The sequence below is a fragment of the Inquilinus sp. Marseille-Q2685 genome (genome assembly GCF_916619195.1).
GTDB lineage: Bacteria > Pseudomonadota > Alphaproteobacteria > DSM-16000 > Inquilinaceae > Inquilinus.
Genome location: NZ_CAKAKL010000001.1, coordinates 751,132 through 769,014 on the forward strand (window position 1 = coordinate 751,132; position 17,883 = coordinate 769,014).

General features: G+C 71.0%; 15 protein-coding genes and 1 tRNA gene. 8 read left to right on the forward strand and 8 right to left on the reverse strand.

The genetic code is table 11. The annotated features are described in order from the left end of the window. Positions 1–2: 2 nt before the first annotated feature. From cas7c to tpiA, 8 genes are all read right to left on the reverse strand, one after another. Entirely contained in the window at positions 3–947 is a 945-nt protein-coding gene (gene cas7c / locus LG391_RS03580; RefSeq protein ID WP_225766499.1) for a type I-C CRISPR-associated protein Cas7/Csd2, read from the reverse strand. Continuing rightward, positions 934–2,742, reverse strand: a complete 1,809-nt coding sequence (gene cas8c, locus LG391_RS03585) for a type I-C CRISPR-associated protein Cas8c/Csd1 (protein WP_225766500.1) — start codon at positions 2,740–2,742, stop codon at positions 934–936. Before cas8c ends, cas7c begins: the two co-directional genes overlap by 14 nt. Next, complete coding sequence (cas5c, locus tag LG391_RS03590) at positions 2,739–3,416, reverse strand: type I-C CRISPR-associated protein Cas5c (RefSeq protein WP_225766501.1); 678 nt, start codon at positions 3,414–3,416, stop codon at positions 2,739–2,741. Before cas5c ends, cas8c begins: the two co-directional genes overlap by 4 nt. Positions 3,417–3,853: 437 nt before the next feature. After that, positions 3,854–6,157, reverse strand: a complete 2,304-nt coding sequence (locus LG391_RS03595; RefSeq protein ID WP_225766503.1) for a CRISPR-associated endonuclease Cas3'' — start codon at positions 6,155–6,157, stop codon at positions 3,854–3,856. Positions 6,158–6,253: 96 nt separating this feature from the next. Further along, on the reverse strand, positions 6,254–6,886 hold the full coding sequence (locus tag LG391_RS03600; RefSeq protein WP_225766504.1) for a 2-dehydro-3-deoxy-6-phosphogalactonate aldolase: 633 nt from the start codon (positions 6,884–6,886) through the stop codon (positions 6,254–6,256). A 1-nt stretch (position 6,887) separates the two neighbouring features. Further along, entirely contained in the window at positions 6,888–7,787 is a 900-nt protein-coding gene (locus tag LG391_RS03605) for a 2-dehydro-3-deoxygalactonokinase (RefSeq protein WP_225766506.1), read from the reverse strand. Between the two features lie 20 nt (positions 7,788–7,807). Beyond that, positions 7,808–7,884, reverse strand: a tRNA-Pro gene (locus LG391_RS03610). 93 nt (positions 7,885–7,977) lie between these two features. After that, the gene (gene tpiA, locus LG391_RS03615) at positions 7,978–8,733 is read right to left on the reverse strand and encodes a triose-phosphate isomerase (RefSeq protein ID WP_225766508.1); all 756 of its coding nucleotides are present in this window, start codon (positions 8,731–8,733) and stop codon (positions 7,978–7,980) included. A gap of 436 nt (positions 8,734–9,169) precedes the next feature. Here tpiA and LG391_RS03620 point away from each other — a divergent pair, with 436 nt between their 5' ends. The 8 genes from LG391_RS03620 to lexA all read left to right on the forward strand — a co-directional run bounded on the left by LG391_RS03620 (position 9,170) and on the right by lexA (position 17,859). After that, positions 9,170–11,041 (forward strand): peptidyl-prolyl cis-trans isomerase, encoded by a 1,872-nt coding sequence (locus LG391_RS03620; protein ID WP_225766510.1) that lies wholly within the window; start codon positions 9,170–9,172, stop codon positions 11,039–11,041. Positions 11,042–11,254: 213 nt separating this feature from the next. Beyond that, positions 11,255–12,793, forward strand: coding sequence for an anthranilate synthase component I (gene trpE, locus LG391_RS03625; protein WP_225766512.1), 1,539 nt, complete (start codon positions 11,255–11,257; stop codon positions 12,791–12,793). A 91-nt stretch (positions 12,794–12,884) separates the two neighbouring features. Beyond that, positions 12,885–13,469 carry an aminodeoxychorismate/anthranilate synthase component II gene (locus tag LG391_RS03630; protein WP_225766514.1) on the forward strand — a complete coding sequence of 195 codons (585 nt, stop codon included), beginning with the start codon at positions 12,885–12,887 and terminating at the stop codon, positions 13,467–13,469. Continuing rightward, positions 13,466–14,506: an anthranilate phosphoribosyltransferase gene (gene trpD / locus LG391_RS03635; RefSeq protein ID WP_225766516.1), complete on the forward strand. Its 1,041-nt coding sequence runs from the start codon at positions 13,466–13,468 to the stop codon at positions 14,504–14,506. Before LG391_RS03630 ends, trpD begins: the two co-directional genes overlap by 4 nt. Next, complete coding sequence (gene trpC, locus LG391_RS03640) at positions 14,503–15,324, forward strand: indole-3-glycerol phosphate synthase TrpC (RefSeq protein WP_225766518.1); 822 nt, start codon at positions 14,503–14,505, stop codon at positions 15,322–15,324. Before trpD ends, trpC begins: the two co-directional genes overlap by 4 nt. Beyond that, positions 15,321–15,803, forward strand: a complete 483-nt coding sequence (moaC, locus tag LG391_RS03645) for a cyclic pyranopterin monophosphate synthase MoaC (RefSeq protein ID WP_225766520.1) — start codon at positions 15,321–15,323, stop codon at positions 15,801–15,803. Before trpC ends, moaC begins: the two co-directional genes overlap by 4 nt. Continuing rightward, a complete protein-coding gene (gene glp, locus LG391_RS03650; RefSeq protein ID WP_225766522.1) occupies positions 15,800–16,999 on the forward strand; it encodes a gephyrin-like molybdotransferase Glp in 1,200 nt (399 codons plus the stop codon). The genes moaC and glp overlap by 4 nt, the downstream gene beginning before the upstream one ends. A gap of 131 nt (positions 17,000–17,130) precedes the next feature. Next, entirely contained in the window at positions 17,131–17,859 is a 729-nt protein-coding gene (gene lexA / locus LG391_RS03655; protein ID WP_225766524.1) for a transcriptional repressor LexA, read from the forward strand. The last annotated feature ends 24 nt before the right edge of the window (positions 17,860–17,883 follow it).

Here is a 17,883-nt window from a genome sequence, read left to right on the forward strand (position 1 = left end):
CCTCAGTGCTCGATGATCTCGATCCCGTCCGGCAGGCCGTCCCTGTCGATCGTGATCTCGTAATCGTCGAAACCGCGGGCCGGCGGCGCGTTGTCCAGCCGGTCGTCGCCAGGGCTGTGCCGTTCGCCCTTGAAGCGCCGCCAGGTCTTCACCCGGGCGAACAGGTCCTGCGCCCGGGCGTTGCCCAGCGCCGAGGCGTGGCGGAACACCACCAGCCGGCGCGTCGCCATCTCGCCGCGCGCGGCCGAACGGTCGTGCTCGAACATGTTGGTCAGCGCCTCGAACAGCAGGCCGAGATCGGCGTCGGAGAAGCCGGTGCCCTTGACCGGATGCGAGGCCAGCGGCGCCGAAACGAAGCCGTGGGCGCGGTACAGGCCGTAGGGCACGATATGCTTGCGGCCCATGGTGCGGCCGCCCTTGGCCTCCGCGTCGGCCTCCGTGGTCGCGGCGAGGCGGGTGATCGAAATCTCGAGTGGCAGGATCGGCTCCACCGAGCGGGCGAAGGCCAGTTGCACCGGCCCGCGCACCTGGCCGGCATTGACGCTGGTGCCCATCACCGCACCGAAGGCGCGGATGTCCCAGAAATTGGCGCACATCCAGCGGGTCAGCTCGCGCGCCTTGGCCTCGTCCTTCGGCAGCTTCTTGAGCTCATCGGCCTTGGTGACATCGGGCAGCACCGCGGCCCAGGCGCGCTTGTGCTCGTTGTTCAGCGTCGCCCCGTCGCGCATGTAGATCTCGTGGCCCGGCGCCTCCGGCCGCGCCATGGCGACGTAGTTCCGCACCTTGCGCTTCAGCGCCACGTCCGACACCAGGCCCTGATTGGTCTCCGGATCCAGTCGCGGCAGGTTGCCGGCGTCGGGGTCGCCGTTCGGGTTGCCGTTGGCGACGTCGAAATACAGCACGAATTCGTGCCGCCGCGCCAAGCCCGCCCCATTATTCGTCGTCACCGCCGGTCTCCTCCCCATCCATGCTGTCGATTTCGGCCTGGGCTTCGCGGCTGGCGAACTGGCCCCGGCGCTGGTGGTAATAGCCCAGCACGAAGCGCCCCTGCGCCTCGAGCTTCAGCGACCGCGGCAGTGCCGGAGGCAGCTTGGCGTGGATCTCCTCGATCTCGCGCTCCAGCCAGCCGCCCTTGCCGCTCTTGCGCAGCTTGCCCAGGTGGTTCTGGGCGCCGCGCATCAGCAGCGGGAAGACGCTCCCGGGCGTCGCCGAGGCCGCGCCGAAATAGCGGTCGCGGATGGTCGCGTTCACCCGGCCCAGCGCCATGCGCTGCGCCGTCTCCACCGCCGCGAACAGGCGGCCGAGCTGATAGGCGGGATGCGGATTATCCCTGTCGAGGCCCACGGGCAGTCCCTCCCTGGAAAGATCGGCGGGGTCGGAAATGGGGGCGCCGCTCAGGCGGCGGTCGCGCAGCAGCACCGCCCGGATCGCGGCGGCGTGCCAGCCGGCGCCCGGGTCGTCGCCGGCGCGCAGGCGTATGACCGCGGCCGACAGCAGCGTGCGCGGATAGCGCGTGCCCGCCAGTACGGCGCGCGCCATCTCGCCGGCCAGCAGCGGCGGCACGTTCTCCGCCTTCTCCTGCGGCGCCGTGCATTTGACCAGCAGCCACGCGATCGAGGGCGGCCGGCGCCAGGGCAGCGGCTCGATGGTCAGGTCGCGATGATGCTCCGCCAGCCGCCGGGCGAATTCGCCGAGATCGCCGGTCAGCCAGTAGCGGATGGACAGGCGCGCCGCGTTGGGGGCGAGACCGAGGACGTGAAACCTCGTGTGCTCGTCCAGCCCGGCGTCGAGCGCCGCAAGCGGCCGCCCGGACGCGACCTGGTCGAGCTGGTCGCGCAGCTTCGCCGCCTCGCTCTCGTCGTCCGGCGGTTCGATGCTGGCGGCAAAGAAGTCCTCGGCAGCCTGCGCCGCAGCCTCGCCGACCCCGGCCGTGTCGGCCCAGAACACCACCGTCGCGTCGCCGATGCCGCGCTTCAGGCGGTTGCGGCCGGACCGGTCGAGCAGGCCGTTGAGCGCCGCGCCGTACCGGAACGCCGCCGCCTCCGAGGTCGGCGCGTTGTCGCCCTGCTCCTTCCCGTAGGAGGTGAAGGCGTCGAGGTTGAAGGAGACGAGCGCGGCGCCCGAGGACTGCGCGCCGACGACGCCCTTGACGGTGGGGTGAAGCCTCGCCACCGGAGCCTCCTGTCCGGTGACCAGACAGAAGGCGCGCTTGCCCTCACCCCCGGCACGGCGGGCCAGCAGGGCACGGGCGGCCTCGCGCTCGTGCAGGAAACGCTGCTCGCCGTCCAGCCGGAAGACGATGTTGGCGTCCAGCATCTCCGGGTGGAACGGCGGGGCGTCGAAGCGCTCGGGCGTCCAGCCTTCCAGGAACCGCTGCAGCGCCACCAGGCCCGGATCGTTGCTGCCCGCCAGCATCTTCAGATGCATCGTCTTGAACGCCGCATGCTCCTGCGCCGTGCGCCCGCCCTCGCCTGCCGTGCGGCCGAGCAGATAGGCGCTCTTGTCCCAGAAGGCGTTCGGCAGGATCGCGACCGTCCGCTTGACCGCCGCGGGGACGGAGAGCAGTCGCGGCACCAGCTTCTTGCCGCTCGCGCTCCGCAGGTCGACCACATCGACCGGCTCGCCCTCTTCCGACAGCGTGATGGCGAAGCCGATCTTCTCGCGCGAGAAGCCGGGCTGCTCGGCCTCTCCCCGCTCGGCCATGCGCTCGTAATAGCGGTCGAGCGCCTGCAGGACGGTCACGACACCAGGCCCTCGGCCAGGCAGCGCCGCACGTCGAGCACGCCGTCCGTCAGCCGGGCATGGAAGAAGCGCGAGGCGTGGTCGTTGGCGAAGTCGATGTCGTGCAGCATCCAGCCCAGGTCGCGGTTCCTTTGCTCCTCGGGCAGGGCGCCGGCGGGCAGCGGCGCGCCCTCCGGGACCAGCTCGAAATCGGCCGCGAACTCCCGCGTGCCGAGGCAGGGCCGGTGGAAGCACTGGCCGGACGCCGCGCGCCGGTTGAACATGCTGATGTGCTTGGCGTCGGTGTCCTCGGGTCCGGCCTTCGCCGTCTGCTCGAAATGCGCCTCGATGACGTAGTCGACATCGACCAGCAGCGTCGTCGCGCGCTGCTGCCGGTGATCCTCGACGACGAGGCCCAGCCCGGCGCCGGTACCCCCGCGCATGGCGCGCTCGGCGGTCGCGGCGCTGGCCTTGGCGCCGACCTCGTTGCGCCGGAAGGACTGGAAGCGGATCGGCTTCAGCACATGGATCCGGTCGACCACCCAGCGGATCGCCGGCTTCCAGTGGACCGCCTCCAGGATGCCGCGGGCGGCCGACGGCGTCATCACGTCGTAGGAGACGCGCTCGACCTTCATTTCCGGGCGGGTGAAGCACGCGCGCTCACCCCAGACGCGCAGCCTGATGCCGTAACTCATGGGCTCCCTCAATAACGGCCGGGAGGCGGATTGAAATCACTTGGCAGGAATGTGCAGCTATAATCCGAACCTGAACGGCTCGATATGAGCACATCTTCGTAGCTCGGACAATAGGGCCCCCGGCGAGCACCGGGGGCAAGTCGCATCCCAACGCGCTTCAGTGTTTCGATCCGCACTCGATGTTCTAGTTATCGAGTGACTGTCGGATACCGAATCTCTATGCCAATTTTGATTGTAAATCCATGAATACTGATACACAGCGTGATGGATTTACGGCTCCCCATGACTTCTTACCTCCAGCCAGGAGAATGCCAAAATTAGAACACGCCCATCAATTACCTCTTTAGCGGTACGCTAGTCGCGCTCTCATCGCGCGTCAGTGAAACTCAATAACGGTCGACCTGAAGATCATCTTTGTGCGTCAACAACGCCCGGCCTCAAAACACATTCCACTCGGCGTCGCGATAGGTCGGTTCCTCCAGGTCCACGCCGGTGTCCGGCCGGTAATGGGCCAGATCCACGAATCGCAGCATCGCCCCACCCAGGGCCGGATGAACCTGTGTCAGCACGCCTCGCGCCAGCCAGTCCTTCCATTTGTCCCTGGGGATCGGCACGGCGTATTGCTGCAGCCGCCGCAGGTCCCGGCCGGAGGGCTTCGGCTGCGCGGCGGCGATCCGGGCCAGCAGTTCATCCGCCTCCCGGTCGGCGTCATCCGCGCGCCAGGGCACGATCGCCGGCTCCATCACCTCGTCGATCAGGCGGAAGGCCTGCGCGATCGAGGCGAAGGGGAAGGCCCAATCAGCGGCCCGCTCGCGGATCGCCGCGAGGACGCCGGGGATGCCGCCGACCTTCGCCGCGTCCAGCGCCGCCTCGCTCTTCCGCCAGTAGAGCTCGCCGAAGAAGTCGCGCACGGCGTCGAGCCCCAGCGGGTCGGCATGCTTCGCCAGGGCCGGCTGCGCCGCCTGCCAGCGGACCTTCAGATCATGCGGCGCCGTCGCCTCGGCCGGCTCGAACACCACGACCCGCCCGAGCCGCGGCCGGCCCTCGCCGTCCGTCAGCACGCCCTCGCGGTTGCAGCGGCCCGCGGCCTGGGCGATCGAATCGATGCCGGCGGCGGCGCGCCAGACCTCGGGGAAGTCGATATCGACCCCGGCCTCGATCAGCGAGGTCGCCACCAGCCGCACCGGCTGTCCCTGGCGCAGCCGGTCGCGCAGGCCGGCCAGCACCTGCCGGCGGTGGCGCGGGCACATCAGGGTGGAGAGATGCACCGCGCCCGGCAGGTCGCGGATGGCCGCGAACAGAAGCTGCGCATGCTGGCGCCGGTTGACGATGCACAGCATCTGCGGCTGCTCGGCGAAGCGGTCTGCGATCACGGCGTCGGCGACCGGTTCCGATATCCGCTCGACGGCAACGCGCTTCAGCCTGCGGTAGAGATCCTGCGGATCGGGGGCCAGCTCGCGCGTGTCGTCGATGGCGAAGCCGCCCTTCTCGAATCCGTCCTTCACCCGCAGCGCCGGCTGGGTCGCGGTGCACAGCACGATGCTTGCCCCGTAGTGCCGCGCCAGCTCGTCGATCGCCGCCATGCAGGGCCGCAGCAGTTGCATCGGCATGGTCTGCGCCTCGTCCAGGACGACGACGCTGCCGGCGATGTTGTGCAGCTTGCGGCAGCGCGACGGGCGGTCGGCGAACAGGCTCTCGAAGAACTGCACCGCGGTGGTGACGACGATCGGGACGTCCCAGTTTTCCGCCGCCCACTGCAGCTTGGAGACGGCGTCCGGCGCCTCGTCGTCGGCGCGGGGCGTCCGCCGCGCCCGCTCCCAGTCGAAGCTGGCATGGTGCTCCAGGATGTCGTCCTGGCTGCCCAGCGCCCGGCGGAACACCTCCGCCGTCTGCTCGATGATCGAGGTGTAGGGGATGACGTAGACGACGCGGCGCAGCCCGTGGCGGACCGCATGCTCCAGCGCGAAGGAGAGCGAAGCCAGCGTCTTGCCGCCCCCGGTCGGGACGGTCAGGGTGAACAGGCCCGGCGTCAGTTCGGCTTTCCTGATCGTATGATCGAGGATGGCCGCGCGCAGGACGTTGAGCGGCGTCGGCTCGGCTTCCGCGCGCTTCTCCGCCATATGGGCGCGCAGCCGGTCGCGCAGCACGGCGAGACCCGTATGGCCGCCGCGCTCGACCGGTACGCCTTCCGCCTCGGCGTAGAAACGTTCGGTCGCCAGGAAGTCGGCGTCGACCAGGCACGAGAACAGCATCCGCACCAGGAAGCTGGCGGCAAAGCCCTTCCGCCCCACGCGCAGGTCGAAGGGCCGCGCCGGCCCTAGCGCCGGCTGGGGCGGCAGCGGCCCGACCTGCGCCCGCCATCCGGCGGGGACCAGGCCTCCGGCCCCTTCCAGCCGGCGGGCCAGGTCGACGCCGTCGGCGAGGCCGGCGTGATGCGCCGCGATGATGGCGGCGAGCATCGTCCCGAGCGGGGAGTTATAGGCGTCGAGCGCGATCCGCGCCCCGGCCGAGGAATGATCGCCGCCCGACTCCCTTTGCCCGGCGATATAGGCCTGGAACGCGGCGGAGAGCTTGCCGATGTCGTGCAGGCGGCCGGCGAGGCGGGCAGCCTCCGCCCAGCCGAACACTGCGGCGAACTCGGCCGCCAGGGCCGCGACCGCCTCCTGGTGATCCGACAGGCTTTCCCAGCGGTCCATCGCTGCGCCGGGAAGGGAATGCGCGTAGATGATGCCGTCCGCCATCGCCGGAGCCCCCCTGACCCTTCGGCCTCGCCACATGGAGTGTGCGGCCAGGCGTCCCGCAAGGGAACAGCCGTCAAGGCGGTGGCGGCGTCCCTGTCAGCCCTGCAGCGCCCGCCAAGCCTGGGCGAAGGCGGCGGCGGTGGCGGCGACCTCGGCCGCGGTCATGCCGGGCTTGTAGAGGGCGGAGCCGAGGCCGAAGCCGGTGGTGCCGGCGTCGCGATAGGCCGCCATCCGGTCCGGCGTGATGCCGCCGACCGCGATCAGCGGCACCGAAGCCGGCACGACGGCGCGCCAGGCCTTGACCACGGCCGGCGGGATCGCCTCGGCCGGGAAGATCTTGACCGCGTCCGCGCCGGCCTTCAGCGCCGCGAAGGCCTCGGTCGGGGTGGCGGCGCCGGGGGCGCAGACCAGGTCGAGGCGCTTCGCCTCGGCGATCACCTCGATATCGGCATGCGGCATCACGATCAGATTGCCGCCCGAGGCCTGGACCCGGGCCACGTCCTCGCGCTTCAGCACCGTGCCGGCGCCGATCAGCGCCTGCCGGCCGAAGCGCTCGGCCAGGCGGCGGATGCTGTCGAAGGGCCGGGGCGAGTTCAGCGGCACCTCGATGCTGCGGAACCCGGCCTCGACCAGGGCGGCGCCGATGGCCTCGACCTCCTCCGGCGTCACGCCGCGCAGGATGGCGACCAGGGGCAGGCCCGCAAGGGCGTCGTGCAGGGACACGCTCATCTCACACCAGCTCCGCATGCTTGGCCAGGCGCCACAGCGCCCTGACCGTGGTGTCGGCCGGGGCGATGCGGCTCTTCAGCCCCGCGGCCTCGATCGCTTCGGCGTAGCGGGCCGACAGCTCGGCGCCGCCGACGATGGTCACTTCCTCCGGCGCGGCACCGGTGGCGGCCGCCACGGTGGCGCGGGCGTCGGTCACCTCGGCCCCGATCAGCAGGCCGGAGAGGTAGGATCCCGCCGCCTTCGGCTCCAGCTCGCCGAACAGGCCTAGGGTGCGGGCGCTGAACAGCCGGCGCAGCAGGCCGCCGCCGGCCGAGCCGCCGACGGCGAGGCCGCGGCGGAAGGCGGCTTGGTCATAGGCGCGGCCGTCCATCAGCCGGCCGAGGATGCTGTGCTCGGCCAGGACGGCGAAGGCCTCGCCGGTCATCGAGGTGGCGAACCAAGCGATCCGGCCGTCCTCGGCCAGGGCCCATTTGCTGTGCGTGCCGGGCAGGACGTAGAGGCGGCGGCCGGCGGCGGGCGCGTCGCCGAGGATCTGGACCTCCTCGCCGCGCATCACGTCGGGGATGCCGTCGGAATCCACGCGGCTGACGCCGGGGACGATTCGCAGGCTGATGCCGAGCGAGGTCGGGACCTCGATCAGCCCGGCGACCAGCGCGGCCTCGTCGGCCGGGCAGTCGGCATAGGGGGCCTCGGCCCAGCCCTGGCGGCTGCCGATCATGCCGGAGGCGATGGCGGCGGTCGGGCTCCACCGCTCCGCGATCTGCCGGAACACGGCGTCGAAGTCGCCGCCGGGGACCTTGAGGATGCCGAGCGGGGCCGCGGCCTCGTCCCGCACGGCGCCGTCGGCGTCGAGCAGCCAAGCGCGGAGCGAGGAGGTTCCCCAGTCGAGGGCGACGATCATGACTTGGATCCGGAAGAAAATGGTCGGAGCGGCGAGATTCGAACTCGCGACCCCTTGCACCCCATGCAAGTGCGCTACCAGGCTGCGCTACGCTCCGACCGGGGCCACCGCCGGGTAGGCCAGGCGGTGAGCGGGCGGGACTATAGCCACCGACCCGCCCCTATGCAACGGCGATGCTGGAGAAATCCGGTCAGCCGGCGCTGGCCTCGGCGATGGCCCAGAAATCGTCGGCCTTCAGGCTGGCGCCGCCGACCAAGGCGCCGTCGACATTGGGCACCGCCAGCAGCTCGGCCGCATTGCCGGGCTTGACCGAGCCGCCATAGAGGATGCGGATGCCCGCCGCCTCGGCCGGGACATGGGCCCCCAGCGCGGCGCGGATATGGGCGTGCACCTCGGCCACGTCGGCCGCGGTCGGGGTGCGGCCGGTGCCGATGGCCCAGACCGGCTCATAGGCGATCACCGTGTTCTCCGCCGTCGCCCCGCGCGGCAGCGACCCGGCGATCTGGCGGCTGCACACCTGCAGCGCCCGCCCCTCGTTACGCTCGGCCTCGGTCTCGCCGATGCAGATGATCGCCACCAGCCCTTCGGCCTGGGCCGCCGCCGCCTTCTCGGCCACCACCAGATCGATCTCGCCATGGTCCTGGCGCCGCTCGGAATGGCCGACGATGACGTGGCTGCAGCCGAGATCGGCCAGCATCCGCGCCGCGATGTCGCCGGTGTGGGCGCCGTCCTGCGCGGTGTGGCAATCCTGGCCGCCGACCGCCAACCCGCTGCCCTGCACCGCATCGGCGATCGGCGCGATGATCGTGGCCGGCGGGCAGATCAGAAGGTCGAAGGCCGGGTCGACGGTGCGGGCCAGCCGCAGGGCGAGATCGCGGGCCAGCGCCGTGCCCTCGGTCCGCAGCAGGTTCATCTTCCAGTTGCCCGCGATCAGCTTCCGCGCCATCGGCCTCTCTCCGGCTGGTCCTCAGTGTCGCCCTTCATGTACCAACCCCGGCGCCATGACGCTACGGTCACGCCCAAGCCTGCCTGCCTCGCACCCCTTGCGCCCTGCGCCGGCTCAAAATGCCGACGGGGCAGGAGAGCGGCGCAGCGCGATGCGGTGGCATCGGGCAAGCCGCTCGACGCACCCTGTCGGCATTTTCAACCGGCCCGGAGGGTCGCCTTGCGGTGGCCGCCTGCGGGCGCGGGCCGCTCGACCGTATGTCCCGATACGCTCTTCGCGGCCCGCGACCTCATTCGACTCACCGCAAGGCGACGCAGGGCGCAAGGGGTGCGAGGCAGGCAGGCTTCAGCATTGCTGCCCGGCAAGGCCGCACCTATGATGCGCCGCCCAACCGCCCGGGAGACCGGCGCGGCCTTGCCCTTTGTTTACGGTCGTCATGCTGCAGATCCTCCGCCACAAGGCCGGCTCCATCATCGTCAAGGTGCTGTTCGTCCTCCTGATCCTGAGCTTCGCGGTCTGGGGCATCGGCGACATCTTCCGCAACCGGGGCCAGTCCGACACGGTGGCGACGGTCGGTGACCACACGATCAGCCTGGGGCAGCTCGACAGCCAGTTCCGCTCCGTGGCGCAGAACCAGCGGATCCCGCTCTCCGTCGCCCAGCAGCTCGGCCTCCCGCGCCAGGTGCTGGACGGCATGATCTCCGGCTTCCTGTACGACCAACTGGCCGCCGATCTCGGCTACGACCTCTCGACCGACGCGGTCGCCGACGCGGTGCGCAACAACCCGATGTTCCGCGATCCGACCACCAACCAGTTCAGCCGCGACCGCTTCCTGCAGTTGCTGCAGGCCGGCGGCACCACCGAAGCCGCCTTCATCGCCGGCCAGCGCGGTCAGCTGCAGCAGCAGGGCGTGATGCGGGCGCTGTTCAGCGGCGCCGAGCCGCCGCAGGCGCTGGTCGACCCGATCTATCGCTACCGCCGCGAGGCGCGGGTGGCCGACACGATCACGCTGCGCAACGCCGACCAGACCGGCGTGCCGCAGCCGACCCAGGCCGATCTCGAGTCCTATCACAAGGAACATGGCGACAAGTTCCAGTCGCCCGAGTACCGGACGCTGAGCGTCGTGCTGCTGAACACCGACGAATTCGCCAAGACCGTGACGGTGTCGGAGGATGAGGCCCGCACCGCCTACGACAAGAGCCCGGCGAATTATCAGAAGCCGGAGATGCGCCGCTTCGACCAGGTGATCGCCCCGACCAAGGAGTTGGCCGACCAGATCGCCGCGGCGGTGCGCGGCGGCAAGGCGGTGCAGCAGGCGGTGGACGAGTCCGGCAACGCCGCCGTGAAGCTGATCCCGGTCGACTTCACCGCCAAATCGGCGATGCCGATCCCGGCCCTGGCCGACCCCGCCTTCACCCTGGCCGAGGGCCAGGCGACCGACCCGGTGCAGTCGCCCTTCGGCTGGCACGTTCTGGTGCTGACCGGCATCCAGCCGGCCCGCACCGTGCCGTTCGAGGAGGCGCGGGCCGAGATCGAGGCCCAGCTGAAGCAGAGCAAGGCGGCCGACGCGCTGTACGACGCCGCCAACAAATTCGAGGACGCGCTGGCCGACAACGTGCCGATCGACAAGGCGGCGCAGGAGTTCGGCTTCACCGTCACCGCGGTTCCGGCCGTGGCCCAGGACGGCACCACCCAGAGCGGCCAGCCGCTGCCGCCGCTGCCCGGCCAGGCGCAGATCCTGCAGGCCGCGTTCCAGGCGCAGCAGGGCGACGTCAGCCCGATGGGCACGGTCGACGACAAGACCTCCTTCATCGTGCGGGTCGACAGCATCGTGCCGCCGGCGACCGAGCCGCTGGCCAAGGTGCGGGACGAGGTCGCCGCCGCCTGGACCGAGCAGAAGCAGGCCGATGCGGCTGCGACCCTGGCGACCGATATCGCCAAGCGCCTGTCGGCCGGCGAGGCCGCGGCCGATATCGCCAAGGCGGTCGGCGGGCAGTATGCCGAGACCCCGGCGCTGCTGCGCGACGGCAGCAATGCCGGCGCCGTTCCCACGGCGCTGGTGCGCGACCTGTTCGCCGCCCAGGTCGGCGGCACGGCGACGGCGGAGACCCCGGGCGGCCGCGTCGTGGCCCGCCTGACCAAGGTCGAGCCGGCCAAGCCCGACACCGCGGCCGAAGCCGCGGTCAAGCAGGACCTGCGGCGGGGCCTCGCGGTCGATATCGGCGACGGCCTGGACCAGGCGTTGCGTGCCCGCTATGGAGTCACCATTGACCAGGCGGTCCTCGCCCGGCTGAACTACCAGGAATGATGTCGATGATTTCCCTCGCGGCGTCGCTGCGCCCCTGCGCCGGACCTGGTCCGGCGGCCCCCTCCTCTCCGTGCGGAGAGGCGATGGGCTGGCGCTGGCCGGCGGGCGCGAGGGCTGCGGCCGGCTGGCGCCGGGCGGGCGGCGGGGAGCGATGGCGTGGCGGCGACCGTCCCGCCCTCGCCCATCCCGCTCCCCTGATCGCAGGTCACAATCATGCCGGATTCCACGGCTTTTGACGCCTTCGCCGACACCTATCGCGCCGGCAAGCCCCAGGTCGTCTGGACCCGTCTCGTCTCCGATCTAGACACCCCGGTCTCGGCCATGCTCAAGCTGGCCGGGGACGAGCCGTACTCCTTCCTGCTCGAATCGGTCGAAGGCGGAGCCATCCGCGGCCGCTACAGCGCCATCGGCCTCAAGCCGGATCTGATCTGGCGCTGCCGCGGCGAGACGGTCGAGATCAACCGCAAGGCGCTCGCCGATCTCGACACCTTCACGCCGGTCGACCGCAGGCCGCTCGACAGCCTGCGCGACCTGATCGCGGAATCGCGCATCGACCTGCCGCGCGGCTTCCCGCCGCTGGCCGCCGGGCTGTTCGGCTATCTGGGCTACGACATGGTCCGCCAGATGGAGGCGCTGCCGGACACAAATCCGGACACGCTGGGCGTGCCGGATTCGATCATGATGCGGCCGACCATCGTCTGCGTGTTCGACACGATCGCCGACGTGGTCACCATCGTCACGCCGGTGTTCCCGGACCCGGTGCTGTCGGCGGAGCAGGCGCATGAGGCGGCCTGCGAACGGCTGTCGGACGTGGTCGCCCGGTTCGAATCCAGCCTGCCGCACCGCGAGGCGGCGGCCGAAGGCACCCTTCCCGCCCTGCCCGAGCCGAGCTCGAACATGACGCGGGAGGAATATCACGCGGTGGTCGAGCGGGCGAAGGAGTACATCCGCGCCGGCGACATCTTCCAGGTGGTGCTGTCGCAGCGCTTCTCCCTGCCCTTCACCCTGCCGCCCTTCGCCCTGTACCGGGCGCTGCGGCGGCTGAACCCGTCGCCCTTCCTTGTGTTCCAGAACTTCCGCGACTTCGCCATCGTCGGCTCGAGCCCGGAGATCCTGGTGCGGCTGCGCGACGGCGAGGTCACCATCCGGCCGATCGCCGGCACCCGCCCGCGCGGCGCCACGCCGGAGGAGGACGTGGCGCTGGAGCAGGACCTTCTGGCCGACCCGAAGGAGCGGGCCGAGCACCTGATGCTGCTCGACCTCGGCCGCAACGATGTCGGCCGGGTGTCGCAGATCGGCACCGTCAAGGTGACCGACCGCTTCATCGTCGAGCGCTACTCCCACGTCATGCACATCGTCTCCAACGTCGTCGGCCGGATCGCGCCGGACAAGGATGTGGTGGCGGCGCTGGCCGCGGGCTTCCCGGCCGGCACGGTCAGCGGTGCGCCGAAGGTGCGGGCGATGGAGATCATCGACGAGCTGGAGGTGGCGCGGCGCGGCATCTATGCCGGGGCGATGGGCTATTTCGGCGCCAATGGCGACATGGACACCTGCATCGCCCTCCGCACCGCGGTGGTGAAGGACGACACGCTCTATATCCAGGCCGGCGGCGGCGTCGTCGCCGACAGCAGCCCGGAGGGCGAGTATCAGGAGACCCGCAACAAGGCGCGGGCGCTGGTGCGTGCCGCCGAAGATGCGGTACGCTTCGCCAACCGGCCGCGCAACGGCAACCGGCCCATGGGTCATGTCTAGAATCCGTATCCCTTCGCAGCAGCATCGATGGTGAGGCCGGCCGGATTCCCGCCGTTCCTCCCCATTCCCATGCCTCGAAAGGGCAATCTCCATGCTTCTGCTGATCGATAACTACGACAGCTTCCCCTACACCCTGGTGCATTCCCTCGGCGAGCTCGGGGCGGACCCCGAGGTCCGCCGCAACGACGCGCTGACGGTCGACGAGGCGCTGGCGTTGCGGCCCGACGGCATCGTCATCTCCCCCGGCCCCTGCGACCCGGACAAGGCCGGCATCTGCATGGACCTGATCCAGGCCGCGGCCGGCCGGGTGCCGGTGTTCGGTGTCTGCCTGGGCCACCAGGCGATCGGCCAGGTCTTCGGCGGCCGAATCGTCCGCGCGCCGGTGCCGATGCACGGCAAGATCAGCCCGGTGCACCACCATGGCGGCGGCGTGCTGGCCGGGCTGCCCGACAATTTCGAGGCCACCCGCTACCACTCGCTGACCATCGAGCCCGACAGCATGCCGGACAGCCTGGAGGCCACGGCCTGGACCGAGGACGGGGTGATCATGGCGCTGCGGCACAAGACGCTGCCGATTCACGGCGTGCAGTTCCATCCGGAGAGCATCGCCTCGCAATACGGCCACAAGATCCTGCAGAACTTCCTGGCCATCGCGGAGCGGCGGAACGCGGCATGACGACCGAGATGCGACCCTTCATCGCCAAGGCCGCGCTCGGTCGCCCGCTGGACGCCGCCGACGCCCGCGCCGCCTTCGAGATCATCATGTCGGGCGAGGCGACGCCGGCGCAGATCGGCGGTTTCCTGATGGCCCTCAGGGTCCGCGGCGAGACGCCGGAGGAGATCGCCGCCGCCGCCCGGGTGATGCGGGACAAGGCGGTGACGATCGACGCGCCGGACGGCGCCATCGACTGCTGCGGCACCGGCGGCGACAATTCCGGCTCCTTCAACGTCTCGACCGCCGTGTCCTTCGTCCTGGCCGGCGCCGGCGTGCCGGTGGCCAAGCACGGCAACCGCGCCGCGTCCAGCCTGACCGGGGCGGCCAACGTCCTGGCCGAGCTGGGCGTCAATGTCGAGGCGCCGCCCGAGGTGATGCGCGAGGCGCTGTGGGAGGCCCAGATCGGCTTCCTGTTCGCGCCGCTGTACCACAGCGCCATGCGCCATGTCGGCCCGGCCCGGCAGGAGCTGGGCACCCGCACCATCTTCAACCTGCTCGGCCCGCTGGCCAACCCGGCCGGGGTGAAGCGCCAACTGCTGGGCGTCTTCGCCGAGGCCTGGGTCGAGCCGGTGGCCCAGGCGCTGAACCAGCTTGGCAGCGAGACCGCCTGGGTGGTCCATGGCAGCGACGGCCTCGACGAGATGACCACCACCGGCCCGACCGCGGTGGCGGAGCTGCGCGGCGGCCAGGTCCGGCGCCTGACCGTCACGCCCGAGGATGCCGGGCTGCGCCGTGCGGTGCCCGAAGACCTGAAGGGCGGCGATCCCGCCACCAACGCCGCTGCCCTGCGCGCCGTGCTGGGCGGAGCGCACGGCGCCTATCGCGACATCGTGCTGCTGAATGCCGCAGCCTGCTTCATCGTCGCCGACCGGGTCTCTACACTGACCGACGGCGCCGCCCTCGCGGCCCGCACCATCGACGACGGGTCGGCCGCCCATGTCCTCGAGCGGCTGGCCCGGATCACGAGCGCCCGAAACGCCACCGGGGGAACGGCATGAGCGACACCCTCACCCGCATCGTCGCGGACAAGCGCCGGCACGTCGAGGCCCGCAAGGCAGCGGTGCCCCTCGCCGAGATCGGCCGGTTGGCGGATCTGGCCGACCGGGCCGCGCCGCCGCGCGGCTTCGTCGCGGCGCTGCGCCGGGCGCAGGCCGAAGGCCGCTACGGCCTGATCGCCGAGATCAAGAAGGCCTCGCCGTCGAAGGGGCTGATCCGCCCGGATTTCGACCCTCCTTCCCTCGCCCGCGCCTATCGCGACGGCGGCGCCACATGCCTGTCGGTGCTGACCGACGTGCCCTATTTCCAGGGTGCCGACGAGTACCTGACCGCCGCCCGCAACGCCGTCGAGCTGCCGGTGCTGCGCAAGGACTTCATGATCGACCCCTATCAGGTGATCGAGGCCCGGGCGCTGGGCGCCGACTGCATCCTGCTGATCATGGCGGCGCTGGACGACGCCACCGCCCGCGATCTGGAGCAGGCAGCGATCGACCAGGGCATGGATGTGCTGGTCGAGGTGCATGACGCGGCCGAGCTGGACCGGGCGCTGCGGCTGCGCTCGCCGCTGCTCGGCATCAACAACCGCAACCTCAAGACCCTGCAGGTCGACCTCGCCACCACCGAGGCTCTGGCGGCGCAGGTGCCCGGCGACCGGCTGCTGGTGGCGGAGAGCGGCCTGTTCACCCCGGCCGACCTGGCCCGGATGGCCCGCGTCGGCGCCACCACCTTCCTGATCGGCGAAAGCCTGATGCGCCACGACGACGTCGCCGCCGCCACCCGCGCTCTGCTCACGCCGGACGTGAAGTCGTCGGCGGCATGACTGGCGAGCTGACCCATTTCGACGCGGCCGGCCAGGCGCGCATGGTCGACGTCTCCGACAAGGAGGCGACGGTGCGGGTGGCGCGGGCCGGCTGCCGGGTGGAGATGAAACCCGAGACGCTGGCGCTGATCGCTTCCGGCGGCCACGCCAAGGGCGACGTGCTGGGCATCGCCCGCATCGCCGGCATCATGGCGGCCAAGCGCACCGCCGATCTGATCCCGCTGTGCCATCCGCTGCCGCTGTCCAGCGTCGAGCTGGCGTTGCGTTGCGACGCGGAGCACAGCCGGGTCGAGATCGAGGCCACGGTCAAGGTCACCCACCGCACCGGGGTGGAGATGGAGGCGCTGACCGCCGCTTCGGTCGCCGCCCTGACCGTCTACGACATGTGCAAGGCGGTCGACCGCGGCATGGTGGTGACCGATCTGCGGCTGCTGCACAAATCGGGTGGCCGCTCCGGCTCCTACGAGGCCCAGCCATGATCCCGGTTGCCGAGGCCCGCAGCCGCATCCTCGCCGCCTTCTCCGCCCTGCCGGCCGAGACCGTGCCCCGGCCCGCCGGGCTGGGGCGGGTCCTGGCCGAGCCGGTGGTGGCACGGCTGACCCAGCCGCCGCTCGACGTCTCGGCCATGGACGGCTGGGCGGTGCGGGCCGCAGATGTCGCCGCGGTGCCGGCGTCGCTGCGGCGGATCGGCGAGGTTCCGGCCGGCGGTCGCTTCGACGGCACCGTCGGGCCCGGGCAATGCGTCCGCATCTTCACCGGCGCGCCGCTGCCGGACGGCGCCGACGCCGTGGTGCTGCAGGAGGAGGCCGAGTCCGAGGGCGACCGGGTCACGGGGCGCGAGGGCGTCGCCGCAGGCCGCCACGTGCGCAAGGCCGGGCTGGACTTCCGCGCCGGCGAGCTGCTGCTGCAGCCCGGCCGGCGCCTGACCGCGCGCGACATCGGCATCGCCGCCTCGGCCAACCATCCCTGGCTGCGGGTGCGCCGCCGGCCGCGGGTGGCGGTGCTGGCGACCGGCGACGAGATCGTGCTGCCGGGCGAGGCGCTGGGGCCGAGCCAGATCGTCAGCTCCAACACCCATGCCCTGGCCGCGCTGATCCGCAGCTGCGGCGGCGAGCCGGTCGATCTCGGCATCGCCCGCGACAACGCCGAATCGCTGGCGACGCTGGCGGCCGGCGCCCACGGCGCCGACCTGATCGTCACCACCGGCGGCGCCTCGGTCGGCGAGCACGACCTGATCCGGTCGGTGCTGGGCGAACGCGGCCTGGCGCTCGATTTCTGGAAGATCGCGATGCGGCCGGGCAAGCCGCTGATCTTCGGCCGGCTCGGCGACACGCCGCTGCTCGGCCTGCCCGGCAACCCGGTCTCGACCGTGGTCTGCGGCTGGCTGTTCCTGCGCCCGGCGGTCTGGGCCCTGCAGGGGGCCGAGGCGCCGGAGAACCGAATCGCCGCGACGCTGGGCCGCGACCTGCCGGCCAATGACCGGCGCGAGGATTATCTGCGGGCGCGGATCGAACGGTCGGAGTCCGGTTATGTCGCCACTCCGTACCCGACCCAGGACAGCTCGATGCTGTCGCTGCTGGCCGCGGCCGACGGGCTGGTGGTCCGGCCGCCCCACGCGCCGGCTGCGATGCGTGGCGATACGGTCGATGCGGTGCTGTTCGGCGACGGGATCTGACCCCGCCGATCGTTACAAGGAAGTAAAGAACCGGGCGCGACACAGTTAGCCGCTTGTGTTTTTGTTTTGTTCCTCCTATCTTCTCCGTCAGGGATTCGGCCGCGCCGCGGCCTCTGCGAACGGAGGATGCCTTGCTGACGCGAAAGCAACAGGAGTTGTTGTTGTTCGTTCACCGCCGCCTGGAGGCGGACGGCGTCAGTCCATCCTTCGATGAGATGAAGGACGCCCTGAGCCTGAAGTCCAAATCGGGCATCCATCGACTGATCACCGGGCTCGAGGAGCGCGGTTTTATTCGGCGGCTGCCGCATCGGGCCCGGGCGCTGGAGGTGCTTCGACTGCCCGATTGCCTGAAGTCGGACGCGCCGGCGACGGCAGCGGCCGAGGATGACAATGTCGTTCCCTTCCGGCCCGTGCGGTCCGATGCCGCCCTGCCCGGCCGCAAGCTGGAACGCGCCGATCTCAGCAATCCCGAGCACGGCGTCCGCCTGCCGCTCTACGGCCGGATCGCCGCCGGCATGCCGATCGAGGCGCTGCGCGACCATTCCAACTATGCCGAAGTGCCGGCCTCGCTGCTCGGCCCGGGCGAGCACTACGCCCTGGAGGTCGCCGGCGACAGCATGGTCGAGGCCGGGATCCTGGACGGCGACACCGTCATCATCAAGCGCTGCGACGCGGCCGATGCCGGCACCATCGTCGTCGCCCTGGTCGACGACAACGAGGTGACGCTGAAGCGGCTGCGCAAGAAGGGCGCCTCGATCGGGCTGGAGGCCGCCAACCCGGCCTATGAGACCCGCTACCTGCCCACTGACCGCGTCCGCATCCAGGGGCGACTGATCGGGCTGCTGCGGACCTACTCGTAAGATCCGACGGCGACCGTTCCGACG